Annotated in this window: 13 protein-coding genes and 2 pseudogenes; 5 read left to right on the top strand and 10 right to left on the bottom strand. The window is 33.6% G+C overall.

The features are described 5' to 3' along the window. Positions 1-29: 29 nt before the first annotated feature. From BM350_RS16750 to BM350_RS16740, 3 genes are all read right to left on the bottom strand, one after another. Positions 30-353 carry a hypothetical protein gene (locus BM350_RS16750; protein WP_090916632.1) on the bottom strand — a complete coding sequence of 108 codons (324 nt, stop codon included), beginning with the start codon at positions 351-353 and terminating at the stop codon, positions 30-32. A gap of 382 nt (positions 354-735) precedes the next feature. Continuing rightward, entirely contained in the window at positions 736-1653 is a 918-nt protein-coding gene (locus tag BM350_RS16745; protein ID WP_090916634.1) for an ABC transporter permease subunit, read from the bottom strand. Beyond that, on the bottom strand, positions 1646-2548 hold the full coding sequence (locus tag BM350_RS16740; RefSeq protein ID WP_090916636.1) for an ABC transporter permease subunit: 903 nt from the start codon (positions 2546-2548) through the stop codon (positions 1646-1648). The genes BM350_RS16745 and BM350_RS16740 overlap by 8 nt, the downstream gene beginning before the upstream one ends. Before the next feature lie 140 nt (positions 2549-2688). On the opposite strand from BM350_RS16740, the gene hpt reads away from it, so the two are divergent. Further along, complete coding sequence (hpt, locus tag BM350_RS16735) at positions 2689-3219, top strand: hypoxanthine phosphoribosyltransferase (RefSeq protein WP_090916638.1); 531 nt, start codon at positions 2689-2691, stop codon at positions 3217-3219. Between the two features lie 69 nt (positions 3220-3288). On the opposite strand, the gene BM350_RS16730 is transcribed toward hpt, so the two are convergent. The 6 genes and pseudogenes from BM350_RS16730 to BM350_RS16700 form a co-directional block, all read right to left on the bottom strand. Further along, the gene (locus BM350_RS16730) at positions 3289-5235 is read right to left on the bottom strand and encodes an ABC transporter permease (RefSeq protein ID WP_090916640.1); all 1947 of its coding nucleotides are present in this window, start codon (positions 5233-5235) and stop codon (positions 3289-3291) included. Continuing rightward, positions 5222-5992: an ABC transporter ATP-binding protein gene (locus BM350_RS16725; protein ID WP_090916642.1), complete on the bottom strand. Its 771-nt coding sequence runs from the start codon at positions 5990-5992 to the stop codon at positions 5222-5224. The genes BM350_RS16730 and BM350_RS16725 overlap by 14 nt, the downstream gene beginning before the upstream one ends. 569 nt (positions 5993-6561) lie before the next feature. Next, a pseudogene (locus tag BM350_RS26325) lies at positions 6562-6739 on the bottom strand (IS4 family transposase); the annotation flags it as partial. Positions 6740-6869: 130 nt separating this feature from the next. Then, positions 6870-7056: pseudogene (locus BM350_RS28065) on the bottom strand (hypothetical protein). A 965-nt stretch (positions 7057-8021) separates the two neighbouring features. Further along, positions 8022-8672, bottom strand: coding sequence for an SdpI family protein (locus tag BM350_RS16705; RefSeq protein WP_090916648.1), 651 nt, complete (start codon positions 8670-8672; stop codon positions 8022-8024). 13 nt (positions 8673-8685) lie between these two features. Continuing rightward, on the bottom strand, positions 8686-8949 hold the full coding sequence (locus BM350_RS16700; protein WP_090916650.1) for an autorepressor SdpR family transcription factor: 264 nt from the start codon (positions 8947-8949) through the stop codon (positions 8686-8688). Positions 8950-9461: 512 nt separating this feature from the next. Here BM350_RS16700 and BM350_RS16695 point away from each other — a divergent pair. Both BM350_RS16695 and BM350_RS16690 read left to right on the top strand, forming a co-directional pair. Then, complete coding sequence (locus BM350_RS16695; protein ID WP_090916652.1) at positions 9462-9887, top strand: thioredoxin family protein; 426 nt, start codon at positions 9462-9464, stop codon at positions 9885-9887. Positions 9888-10092: 205 nt separating this feature from the next. After that, positions 10093-10449: a hypothetical protein gene (locus BM350_RS16690; RefSeq protein ID WP_090916654.1), complete on the top strand. Its 357-nt coding sequence runs from the start codon at positions 10093-10095 to the stop codon at positions 10447-10449. Positions 10450-10506: 57 nt separating this feature from the next. Here the strand turns inward: BM350_RS16690 and BM350_RS16685 are convergent, their stop codons facing one another. After that, entirely contained in the window at positions 10507-11160 is a 654-nt protein-coding gene (locus tag BM350_RS16685) for a hypothetical protein (protein WP_090916656.1), read from the bottom strand. 211 nt (positions 11161-11371) lie between these two features. On the opposite strand from BM350_RS16685, the gene BM350_RS16680 reads away from it, so the two are divergent. Together BM350_RS16680 and BM350_RS16675 are read left to right on the top strand one after the other, a co-directional pair. Further along, on the top strand, positions 11372-12067 hold the full coding sequence (locus BM350_RS16680; RefSeq protein WP_090916658.1) for a response regulator transcription factor: 696 nt from the start codon (positions 11372-11374) through the stop codon (positions 12065-12067). Between the two features lie 3 nt (positions 12068-12070). Then, on the top strand, positions 12071-13072 hold the full coding sequence (locus BM350_RS16675; protein WP_090916660.1) for a sensor histidine kinase: 1002 nt from the start codon (positions 12071-12073) through the stop codon (positions 13070-13072). Positions 13073-13142 lie beyond the last annotated feature (70 nt).

The raw sequence follows: 13142 nt of genomic DNA, 5'->3' as shown, positions 1-13142 counted from the left end.
TTTGTGTCTCAGTTTTCTAAATTACTTTCCTAATGTGACTCTCTGTTTCTTACCATTTCAGGAGTTTGAGAATGGAGTGCGCGGCTGCTTTCAAAATTATCCTTACCGTTTTGCCTATGAATCCAAGATTTCATCTCATTCCATAAAACAACTCTATGCACATCATACCCTATGTGATATTGCTCATTTATGTTCTCTTTGTAATTCTCATTCCACTTGTACCATACTATTTTATCGCGTGAATCTACTGGTCTTTCTTGCCGATCAATTACAGTTGTACAATCTTTATTATTAGCTAACATAATCGCGTCATTCTCTAATAATAAAGCAAGAGCCGCTGAGCGCTTCTCCATTCTCTTTCTCCTTTCAGTTGTAGTGCCTAACGTCTTTTTTCCCTAAAATGTGTGTGCCTTACATAGATAAGTTTATTCAAAATAATACCGCTAAACTATCGATTTACCTTACAAAAAACCTTACATTTTTGTAAGGTTATAATAGTCAATAAGGATATATAAATATAAAAATTCCCCTTGCAATCCTATGTAAATCACTGCTATGCAGGGTACAACATGATCGCTACTTGCTTTCCCCTTTTGTTTCAAACCTTGCATGTGGCAGAAAAAGGCACTGACCGCTTCTATGCATGGCCAGATGCTCTCGTCCTCCCTTAAAAAGAAAGGGGTTTTGATGTTGTTTTTTTAACTCATATATAAAGAGATATTTGTTTTTTCTTTCCTACAATCTTCCTTTCTCAAACTGTAATTCCTTATACCCATTCACAATTTTCGTCATGCAAAATAATAGAATCATATAAAGCAGAACTGGAATCATAATAATTCTTGGTTCAATCATGAGCTCTACATAATAATAGCTAATTAAATTGGACCATTCGTTTAAATATGGGAAATACAAATTAAATTCATCGTGCGTTTGTCCGGAAACAATCTTCGTTCCTCCGAGAAACAATTTAAAAATAGACAAATGCAGCATAAGAAGGAGCACTTGTACCATTTGCTCTCCAACTTGAAATACAATTTGTGGGCCTAATGCTTTAATAAGATGCGTTCTAAATACATGCCCTTTACTTCCACCCAATAAGAATGAGCTTTGCACATACTCCTTCTGCCAAAGCTGCTGAATTTCTTGCTGAAATAACCGTGTTAAACTCGGAACGGCAACGAGAATGAACACAGCAATTTGTATATATAATAATTGAATATTTGTGACGACCTGTTCTGTTCGTATTTCATATATAACGAAAGGAGTGAGTAAGAAAAAGCAAAATATTGTTTGCGGAAATAACTGCAAATTCATCACAAAGTGATGGAAGAAAGCTGATTTTCTTTTTACATTACTCATTAAAAAACCTATACATAGCGATACAATGACTCTTACAACCGCAACAAATAATGCAATGAAAATCGTATATTTTGCCCCGTCCATTATCTTATAAAATAAATCTTCTCCTCTTCGATCTGTTCCAAACCAATACTCACGAGATGGAGAGAATGGTGCCGCTTCTACAAGTGTGTCACTTTCATCATAACGATATTGTTTCACCGCAGGTTCATGCTGTACATATGGCAGGAAAAAACTTATAAGAAGCAAAAGAAAAACAACGGTAACAAATATAATATGGAAGTACCTATGCATACATCTTCTCCTTTCTCCATTGTAGAAATAGAACGACTCCATAAATAGGTACGATAAAAAGCAAAAGCAAATACACAATGACCGCTGGATCTTGACCGCTCATTATAATGGACAATATCCCTTTTGCATGAAACAGATATTCAAAAATGAGCAAATTTGTCACGAGAACTAGCAATATATATTGCAGGTGATTCATAACAGAAACAATAACATTACGAAAAATATGCTTACATAAAATATACATTTCACTAAAGCCTCGCGCTCTTGCGAAAGTAACATAATCTTGCTTTTGTTCCTCACGGATAAGTAATAGTTGCAGTTGAAATAATGAGATAGTTGGTAAAAGAGATAGAATGAGGATCGGTAGTACGATGGATGGATTTTGTTCTGTAGAAATTGGATTCAATACTAAAAAGTCTATATTTCGATATACACTTATGACGAGAAGCTGCATAAAGAAAATAAAAAAAACATCTGGAACTGTTTTAAGAATGGATACAAATCCTTCTATTATTATGCGAATATTTCTTGGCAGCATAGCAGTTCCTATACTACTGATAACCGCTAACAAAACGGATACAACAAATGCGCCAAAAATAAGTCCAATTGAATATACATAAGGCTTTATCACAACAGGAAAGAGCGGGTATTCTCTTTTTTGCACCGCAAATACTTCTACATGATCTGGAATGGTCCTCACTTGCGTTCCAATGGTCATCTTTAGCTGTGAAGGATGTAACATCGAAGAGAAAACATTTGCAATTTGGGAGAGAAACGGTTTCACATAAAATCCTACATCTTTTCCATCTACAAATAATGTTGGCAGACAGACTAACATCGTAAATGTCACCGTAAGCAAACAAATATGAACAAGACTCGCTATAAGTTTCCGCATAGTTCACCTGCTTTTTCACTCTATTATATTCTAAATCTTCTGTATCTTCCATTTAAAGTAAGTACTCTCTTTTTTGACTTTTTCCTATCAATCCTTTACAGTCAAACTGTTCATAAGTTTTATAATGTAGGAGGCTTTCAATGGATATTCAAATAAAAGACACTTTAATCTCACAAGAACAACTGCAAGAAAAAGTAAAAGAATTAGCAATGCAAATTGAATGCGATTTTGAAGGAGAAGAAATTTTTGTGATTGCTGTATTAAAAGGTTCTTTCGTATTTGCAGCAGATTTAATTCGCCATATTAAAAATGATGTAACAATTGACTTCATTTCTGCATCTAGCTATGGAAACCAAACAACAACAACTGGAAAAGTGAAGTTACTAAAAGACATCGATGTAAATATTACTGATAAAAACGTAATCGTAGTAGAAGATATTATTGATTCTGGTTTAACGCTTCATTTCTTAAAAGACCATTTCTTGATGCATAAACCAAAAACATTAAAATTCTGTACGCTTCTTGATAAACCAGAACGCCGTAAAGTTGATTTAACAGCTGAATATGTCGGCTTCGTGATCCCGGATGAATTCATCGTTGGCTACGGCATCGACTGTGCTGAGAAATACCGTAACTTACCGTATGTTGCATCAGTTGTAACAGATAAATAATACGACATACATACTTAACAAAAAAGGAGCTGACCAAAAAGTCCACTTTTTGATCAACTCCTTTTTCTACTACTTTTCACTTACAATCTTCAAGTAAGAACGAACTGTTAAGAAGTAATAGCCAATATAGATAACACTATATACTCCAATACTCATTAATAATGGAATTAAAATTTCAAACGGCAATAAATTTGATAATCCTTTTAACGCAAATAAGCTATGCAAAATTCCAACTAGCAATGGAATCGCAAAGATAAAGAAGATCTGTTTTGCGATCGCTTTCTTCATTTCTTGCTTCGTTACCCCAATTTTACGAAGAACGACGTAACGGTCACGGTCTGCATTTGCTTCTGTTAACTGTTTAAAGTAAATGATAGACCCTGTTGCAAGTAAGAATACAAGCCCTAAGAAAACGCCAATAAACATCATCATCCCCGTTGCTTCCATTCCGCCTTTAAATCCTGTATAGAAATCTCTAAAGACCGGTGCAGTTTCAGACTCTCTCGGCATAGTCTTTACTAACTTCTCCGTTAATGATTTACTGTCTTTCTCATTTTTCACATTAATATTTTTAACAACTCTTGTTTCAGCTGTCTTTTTCGCCTGCTCGTATACGTCATCTGGCACAACAACAACTAATTCTCCTAAATTCGTAACGTTACGACCTTCAGCACCTTTAATTGTTAATGTCTTCGTTTCATTCCCAATAGGAAACACTGCTTTGTTTCCTTTATATGCTGTACTAAATTCATGTCCTTCGCTGTACATGCCATCAAATACAAATGCTTCCTCAGCAGTTAAACTTACCGCATCCACATCCATTTTTTTCGCAATTGTATTGAAGGCGGATTGCGATACAAGTTGATATCGCTCTGTCATCATATAATGAACATTCATACTTATATCTGCTTTTTCGCCTGTAAATTTCCCTTTCATTGGAACCATTTCAATTTCAAATTGCTCTGTAATTGGATTATGCTTTTTCTCTTCTGCGAAGAGTGCATTCACCTTTTGTTCGAAAGCGGCATCTTTTTTCTCATAAGAAAAACTATACGGCGCAAACTCTTTCGCCTGAGTAAATGTATTATAATACGTCGTAACAGATGTACCAACAGCCGTTAATGTTATCGCGCTCAAAATAGCAATTGTCGCCAAAGATTTTGCATTTCCTTTAATGCGGTATAAAAGCTGAGATGTTGTTACCATATTCATTCCATTATAAAAGGATGATTTATGATTTCTTGCTCTTCTTAAAACAACAACTGTAAAGAACATAAATAATAAATACGTACCAAGTACGGTCGCAAATAAAATATAAAATGCGATCATCATGAATTCTGCGTATTTAATAGCTTTCGTAAACATAAGTGATAAGAAATACCCAGAACCTATTAAGAATACAGCGGTACATGCCATCATAATAGATTCTTTTGGCATTTGTTCTCCTTCGCGCTCAGCACGGAACAACTCAATAAGTTTAAAGCGATAAATTAAACGATATCCTTGCAACGACGTGTATAAAATAATAAGAAAGAATACAATAACTGTATTTATAATCGCCGCTAGCGGCACCTCAAAATGAACTTGTAAATCAAGTCCCATCAAGCCTACTAATAATTCAAGGAATAACTTAGACAGTACGCTGCCAATTACAATACCAATTACTAGCGACATTAACCCCATTAACATATTCTCATAAAACAACATTTTCCCAATTTGGCGTTTACGAATTCCTAGTAAAGAATATAAACCAACTTCTTTTTTCCGTTTACGTGTAAAGAAACCATTGGAATAAATAATAAATACCGCTACGAAAATAATGAGCATCACGCTAGAAACTTGGAATGCACCGCTAATTTTCTTTGATCCTTCCGCTGCTTTTTCCATTTGCGTATTATATTGAAGCGATGCAAATGTAAAATAAATGACGATGCTAAAAATCATCGACATAAAATATAAAGCATAATCTTTAAAGTTACGCTTTATATTGCGAAAGGCAATACTAGATAACGTCATCTACTGCACCTCCAGAGATCGTAGACATTACGTCTAATACTCGCTCGAAAAACTGCTTGCGTATTAATTCTCCTTTGTGCAGTTCTTTAAATAACTCACCATCTTTAATAAAAATAACGCGCTTACAATAACTTGCGGCAAATGCATCATGTGTAACCATTAAAATTGTCGATTGGTCATATTCATTTAATGCTTTCAAACTCTCCAATAAATCAGTTGCAGAATTAGAATCTAGCGCCCCCGTTGGCTCGTCTCCAAAAATCATACTTGGATTTGTAACAATGGCACGAGAAGCTGCACAGCGCTGTTTTTGCCCACCAGATACTTGGTATGGATATTGATCTAAAATATGATCAATGCCAAACTTTTTCGCGATTTCAAGAACACGGCGGTCAATTTCACTTGTCTTTACTTTTGATAGTGCAAGTGGGAGCGCAATGTTTTCTTTTACCGTTAACGTATCTAATAAATTATAATCTTGGAAAATGAACCCTAAGTGATCACGACGGAACAACGCTAATTTATCATCATTCATTTTCACAATATCATTTCCATCAATTAAAATTTCACCGCTCGTCGCGTTATCAATTGTAGAAAGAACATTTAATAAAGTTGTTTTCCCTGATCCAGACGGCCCCATAATTCCAACGAACTCGCCTTCTTTCACTTGCAAGTTAATGCCTTTTAACGCTTCGTATGTATTTCCACCGGTATTATATACTTTTCTAATATCTTTAGCTTCTAACACTGTCTTCATTACTATATCCCTCGCTTTATCCTATCTCATCATTACTGTTGCCACGATCACACTTCCTTACACAATTTGAATTGTTATATAAAAAATTATATTAAAATTCCTTTCCAAATCACCTTGTTACTATAACATTCTCAATAATAACCGGCTATCTATTTCTCTTACATAAACCTTACATTTATGTAAGGTTTAAAAAAAGCCACTCTTCTAAATGGAAAAGCGGCTTTTTTCTTTCTGTCTTTTTTCGAAAACTTTGTTGTTATGTAAATAAAGTGAAACTTTAATCAGTGGGGGTTTTCTTCATCCACCACTGATTATTAGCCCTCCCAATCGGGCTTTTACGGGCAGTTTATCTCCCTCCTAACTTCTTTGCTTTCGCTGCATTTTGAGGTGGGAGTATTACTGCCCACGAATAGCGGGATAAAATATAATAAATAGATTACTGATATAAGATTCATATTATGATTACACCTTAATATAACTATTTTAATATAATATTATATCTGCATATCAGGGAAAATACTCTTTTAAAACAGAACTTTTTTTCATACCTTATGCTTGTTGTTTTGTTATATAGCTTGATACAACAAATATAAATGATCTTGAATCATTCTAATTGCTTATATTCGTTTCATTCTCTTTTCTTTTTTTTCAAAAGAAGTTGACGCATTTTAAATATAGTAGAGGAGCATAAAAAATAGCGATTAGCTTTCCATATAATTGGCACTCTAATCGCTCCTGTTTTACATTACAATAAAGGACTTTGCTCATACAAATGACCTGCACATCAATTCATCTTTGATATACAGGTCATTTGTATAATAATTGTTATACATAATTGCTATACATAATTGCTATACATAATTGCTAAATAATGAACTTACATAAATGCTTTTAAAAGCTCTTGTACAAATGGAAGTAATCCACCTAAAAATTTTAAAACTGCCATTGCGATTGCCATATTATTTCCTCCTCTTTTTAAATATTAAGATGTGTTACGTCTTTATGCTTTTATTATAGTAAGCGTACACACCTTTATCAATACATTTTAATATGCAATATTTCATATTAAGATGTATTTTAAATTCTCTTCTTTTTATGTGTTCATAGATTAAGTGATACAGGGAGCCCTTATTACAAATCTAGTTCTTCAAATTCTTTCTTGGCTTTCTGAAGAAAATGCCGTCATTCCGAAGATTCTATAGGCTAGAGTTACCCCAGATGCTTATACAGTAAAAGGATTCTTTAATTTTTGTTTACCAGGAGGATACAAGTAGTGCGGAAAAAGGTGTGATAAAATCGACGGTTGCTGCTATATCCACAATAATTACGATGACGAATATAGTTCAAATCTTTGTAATAATTGCAATAAACCTCTTATTTCTTGTGTATCTAACCGAATTAGTTATGCAACTGATCCATCAACTACATCAGCAATTATTTTGTATTGCTCTCAAAAATTCTATTAATTAAAGTAGTATAAATATGTAAACAAGGTAAATAATTGGTGTTACACCGATTACAATATGTCCTATAAAGTTCACTTTCCAGTGAATGGTCTTAACTCGATTCTTTCTTAACAAAATGTTTATAGCCAAAACTGAAATGAGGGGACAAACAAAAGAGATAGCATCCCATTCACCGATTCTATCGACCATCCTTGTTAATAATGGTGTTAAAAGAAGAAAATTGATTATTAGTAGGGTGTATTCTAATACAGTTTTCACCATTTCACCAATCCTTACATTTTTATCCTAATTTTAGCCTTTGATATGTTTATTTTACAATAGATAAAATGGTATAAGTTTTAATTTATCAATCTTGTAATAGCACAATATAAAAAAACACTTATAATTTTAGTCAACATTAAATTGACATATGAAAACAGAGATGCAAAGCCCTCCCTCTCCTCTCTACAAATAAAAAGAAGACTTTCCATAAGCCTCGCAAACGTGGAAAGTCTTCAAAATACAAAGAAGAATAATGACGAAAATATGTTTCTTCATCTCATGTATCCCCCTCTACCATACTTTTATGATTTGCCTTCTAATCCTATTTCTTTTTTATAAATAGAATAAGATTTTATCGTCGGGATAATAGCACCTAATAGCACGATACCTGCCCCAATAAATAGATTAATAGGGTCTTTCAAAAGAGCCGCAGCATATACAAAGAAGCCTGCGATTACCATTGATTTCGAAGCAAATCGATGGGTTTTGCGCCATACTTCTTTATTCTCTAATGTCCAAGATGTACGAATCCCAATTAAGTAATTTGGTTTCGTTTGTTGCATATAGTTCCCTAATATAATCGATAGCGTACCAAGTGCAAAATTGACTATTACAGAACCTTTCACATCATAACCTACGGAATGAAGTATACCCAATATGTTAGAACCAAATATGGTGATAAGAATCATATAATTAATCTTTGAAAGGGCCTTAGCAAAGTATTTATACTCTCCTTTTGTTAAATCAATTCTTCTTATGAAAATCCAAACAATATAGAAAAATATCATACTTCCCATCGAAAAAGATATAATGCTTACTTTAGAAAAATATCCGTCTACCTCTCCTTCGATATTGTAATGCCTTGGAATTTGCTCTGGTAAATATGGCCAGGCTATATACCAGCCTATTGCGATTGTGAAAATTAACAGCCATGGAACAATATGCTTCCTCACTTTCCATCCCCCTCTATTCTCCTCTATTCGTAAACGTAAACACCCATGTTAACAAATCTTGAAACACAGTCGTATTTAATGAATACACAACAAACTGTCCTTTTTTCTCATCTTGAATAAGCTCTGCGTTTTTGAGCGCATTTAAGTGATGAGAAATACTCGGCTTTGTCATGTTGAAGTGATCGGCAATTTCTCCTGCTGTTAAGTTTCCTTCTTTTAATAAGTCTAAAATTTTGCGCCTTGTTGGATCTGCTAACGCTTTAAATGCTTGATTCAATGTCTTTCTTCCTTTCATTAATTAGACATTTAGATATTTATCTAAATATTAAATTCATTTCTTAAATTTGTCAATTTCATCACTACTGTACCTAACCGCGGGAGCATCAATACATAGCAAGCTAATATTTGGAAGGAAAATTTTCTCAATATCAATTCCGAAAATATTCCATAAAAAATATTCGAAATAATCAATTAATAATTTATAATAACTTTTGAACTCTTCATTGTAATTATAAGTTCTCTATATATCCATTTTAATTTTTCGACATATCAGTCGCCGTTATGCAGAATGCAACATAACCGCTACTTACTTTCTCCTTTTGTTTTAAACCTTGCATGTGGCAGAAATAGTCCCTGACCGCTTCTATGCATGGCCAGATGCTCTTTTTCATCGAAAAAGAAAGGGGTTTTATGTCGATTTTTTAATTTGGATTTATAACAATAGCATTTCTTATCATTATCATTTGTAATTGTATTCTTATTAAATGAAATAGGGGAGAGACAAAGTATATGAAAAAAATGCTTATTTTTGCTATCACTATCCTTTCGATACTTGTAATCATTACTTTTATCACAAATAAGGAAACAAACAGCGAGAAAACAACAAGTGTAGAAACAATTAATTATTATGAAAATCAAATTACACCAGAACAATTACAACAAGATATTTCAAATCACAAAACAAAAATTGTTTATTTTTACAAGCCAGCATGTCCTCATTGCTCAAGAATTTCCCCAATTGTAGTTCCTTTGGCTAAAGATATGAATATTGATATGCAAGTTATGAATTTAGAAGATTATCAAAATGGTTGGAATATGTTTCAAATAAAAGGGACACCTACAATTATTTCTTATAAAGATGGAAAAGAAATAAATCGAATTTTAGGGGAACAATCTCGAGAAACATTTAAAAACTGGTTTGAGAATAATAAGTAAAGACAAAAGTTGAGAAATAACGAAATCTTACTTTTATTGTTGTTTTTACCATTTTTTATATGTATTTTATAGTAGAGCAATATATTTTCAGGGGATACTCCCTCATGCTTACCAAGAAAAATTAAATATTTACCTATCTTAGTTTGATAGGCATGAGGGGGGAATCCCCTATTAAAATAAATAAAAATATACTAGGAGGTAAGACATGTTTAAAAAGATTGCATTCTCAATAGCTTCAATAGCAGTAGCTGGTTCTGTTTTGTTTGCAGATCAATCAGTAACCCATGCTCAGGGGTTCTACCCAGTTCAAAAAACTGGTGGTGCAGGTTTGGATCTTCGTAACACTCCAACAATAAATGGTACGCGGACTGAAACAGATATTCCAGATGGGAACAGCCTCTTTTTATACTGCTATGTTAATGGTGAATCCTACTATGGAAGTAAAGTTTGGGATTTGGTACATGATAATTATTGGCGCGGCGATCTAAATTATGGTTATGCTCCTGATTATTTTATTAAAACGGGTTCATCTAGTCCAGTTGTTAGTTATTGTACATTTTAATTATAAAATAAAAAGGAATGAACCAAGCCATGTAGGCTTGGTTCATCCCTTTTTTACTCACATTTTAATCTCTACGGTTTTCAGAGCGCTTACCTCATTATTGGTCGTTTTATCTCGCACTACGTCTGTAGTCACTTTTACATCCTTTAAATCCCCTGGAACTTGTGATAGAAAACAGATTAACGTAAATTTCATTTTTTCTCTTGCTTTTAAGCTCCGCTCTTTCGGATCTGCACTCATTTTATACACATCTACTTGTTCTCCGTTACTTAAAACTAGTGTTTTTATGGGACCTTTCCCCAAATCAAGCGGTTGATCCGAAGTATTTTCTAAAGTGGTTGTTAGTTGAATTGCATTCATTTCCTCTGTATTCAATCCTCGTTCTTCTAAATTATACTTTCCGATATCACTTAATTCTGTGCTCCGTACGATTTTAATTCGCTCCACTTTGATATTGAGTGGCCCCAGTTCAATAGTCGTATTTGGTTCACTCAATTGGTTCAAGACAAACATTCCAAGTGGATGCTGTGCCTTATCTCCTACTTGAGTTAATGGTTCTTTATAAGGCTTAACTTTTACATTCGGTTGAGACGTTGTGGAATTTTTTCCACTGTCAGATTTCATTTCTGTCTCTGATTTTGTTTGACTGGAACAAGCAGATACAAATATACACACCCATACAATCATCAAGAAGGAACATGTTTTTTTCATTTATAGACTCCTCTACTATAAAATATTGTTAAGGCACTTAAAGTTCATAAACAATTGTAAATTAATGGTTTATAATTTTAAATAGATTCATTAGAAATATAAGTACTCTTTACATTGAGAAAATTTATACATGGAGCACCCTCAACATAATGAAAACGAAGAAAACAAATGTTACACTATATATACACAAAGTTAGAGGAGGCATTTACGTATGTACAAGATTTTAATTATAGAAGATGATCCAAGTATTTCATCTTTACTGCAATCTCACATTCAAAAATACGGTTACGAAGCAGTTGTTGCAGATAACTTTGATGATATTATGGCTTCATTTAATCATACAAAACCACATCTTGTTTTATTAGATGTAAATTTACCAAAGTTTGATGGTTTCTACTGGTGCCGTCAAATTCGTCATGAATCCACTTGCCCAATTGTTTTCATTTCTGCTCGCGCTGGTGAAATGGAGCAAATTATGGCAATCGAAAGCGGTGCTGATGATTATATTACAAAGCCATTCCACTATGATGTAGTGATGGCAAAAATTAAAGGTCAATTACGCCGCATTTACGGTGACTATGCACCAAGTATGACAGAACGTATTGTTGAAGTAGAAGGATTAAAACTATATCCTGAACGACCAGAACTTCATTTTAAGAATGAGCAAGTATTACTCACAAAAAAAGAGGCAATTCTAGCAGAGATGCTTCTTTCTAAACATCCTCGTACAGCAGGCCGAGAAGATTTGTTATCTGCACTTTGGGATGATGAAAGCTTTGTTGAAGAGAACACACTAAACGTAAATATTACACGTCTTCGTAAAAAGTTTACTGAGCTCGGAATTGAAAATGCGATCGAGACGGTACGTGGCTTAGGCTATCGGTTAAACGCAACTTGGAGTGAATAGAGAATGAAGTTATTTTTACGTGATCACATTGGCTTTTTACTTCTTTATATTTTAAACTTTGGGATCATCTTCGTTTTGTATGATTCCGTTGATGGGTTTAAAAACAATAAATTTTATTTTATTGTACTAAGTTTGTATCTATTCATTTGTTTTCTTGCTTATCGATACGTTCGAAATCGCAGATTATATAAACGACTAAGTGAACTGCCTGACAAAATAGAAGATGCGTTCATTGAGCGAGCAACTGCTCCTATGCCGCATGGCGTAAATGAACTTGTTCGTACACAATATCGTCTATTCCAAAAAGAATTGCAGGCATATGAAGTAAAACAGCAAGAGCATCAAATGTTTATTAATCAATGGGTACATCAAATGAAAACGCCCGTTTCTGTTATGCAGCTAATGGTATTTGAAATGGAAGATGAACATCTTATTCCAAAATTTAAACAAGAGCTAGAAAAATTAAATCAAGGATTAGATATGGCATTATATATGGCACGGTTAAATAATTTCCATGAAGACTTTCATGTAGAAACCATTTCTTTAAAAGACGCGGTCACCAAAAATATAAATAGCTTAAAAGAGCTATTTATTCGAAACGGTGTCTTTCCTGTTTTAGAAGTGCATTCTGATTTAATGGTTGCTTCTGATGCAAAGTGGCTGAAATTCATTATTTATCAGTTAATGACAAATGCGGTTCGGTATTCAGGAGAAAGAGGAAAAAAAGTATTCTTATCTGCTGTTCAAAGCGGAAAAGATATTATTTTAGAAGTGCGTGATGAAGGTGTCGGTATTCCGCAGGAAGATATTCGCCGTGTATTTGAACCGTTTTATACAGGAAAGAATGGACGAGTGTTTGGAGAGTCTACTGGTATGGGCTTATATATTGTGAGTAAAATTTGCTCCTATTTAGGTCATTCTGTCAAACTAGACTCTGAAGTTGGCAAAGGTACAAGTATCAAAATTATTTTCCATAATGCTATAAACAAAACAGATGAAGGTTAACTTATAGAAATACAAGTTAAAAAACCGACATAAAAACCTGTTCTTTTTAGACAGGCAAGAGCATGTGGCC

The organism is Bacillus sp. 103mf (assembly GCF_900116295.1).
Lineage (GTDB): Bacteria > Bacillota > Bacilli > Bacillales > Bacillaceae_G > Bacillus_A > Bacillus_A bruguierae.
Note: the sequence above shows the minus strand (reverse complement) of the source record. Positions and strands in the feature narration are given on the sequence as shown.

Excerpts from the sequence above, each read along its gene's own strand:
- BM350_RS16750 (WP_090916632.1), bottom strand. The coding sequence starts at position 353 with ATGGAGAAGCGCTCAGCGGCTCTTGCTTTATTATTAGAGAATGACGCG.
- BM350_RS16745 (WP_090916634.1), bottom strand. The coding sequence starts at position 1,653 with ATGCATAGGTACTTCCATATTATATTTGTTACCGTTGTTTTTCTTTTG.
- BM350_RS16740 (WP_090916636.1), bottom strand. The coding sequence starts at position 2,548 with ATGCGGAAACTTATAGCGAGTCTTGTTCATATTTGTTTGCTTACGGTG.
- hpt (WP_090916638.1), top strand. The coding sequence starts at position 2,689 with ATGGATATTCAAATAAAAGACACTTTAATCTCACAAGAACAACTGCAA.
- BM350_RS16730 (WP_090916640.1), bottom strand. The coding sequence starts at position 5,235 with ATGACGTTATCTAGTATTGCCTTTCGCAATATAAAGCGTAACTTTAAA.
- BM350_RS16725 (WP_090916642.1), bottom strand. The coding sequence starts at position 5,992 with ATGAAGACAGTGTTAGAAGCTAAAGATATTAGAAAAGTATATAATACC.
- BM350_RS16695 (WP_090916652.1), top strand. The coding sequence starts at position 9,462 with ATGAAAAAAATGCTTATTTTTGCTATCACTATCCTTTCGATACTTGTA.
- BM350_RS16690 (WP_090916654.1), top strand. The coding sequence starts at position 10,093 with ATGTTTAAAAAGATTGCATTCTCAATAGCTTCAATAGCAGTAGCTGGT.
- BM350_RS16685 (WP_090916656.1), bottom strand. The coding sequence starts at position 11,160 with ATGAAAAAAACATGTTCCTTCTTGATGATTGTATGGGTGTGTATATTT.
- BM350_RS16680 (WP_090916658.1), top strand. The coding sequence starts at position 11,372 with ATGTACAAGATTTTAATTATAGAAGATGATCCAAGTATTTCATCTTTA.
- BM350_RS16675 (WP_090916660.1), top strand. The coding sequence starts at position 12,071 with ATGAAGTTATTTTTACGTGATCACATTGGCTTTTTACTTCTTTATATT.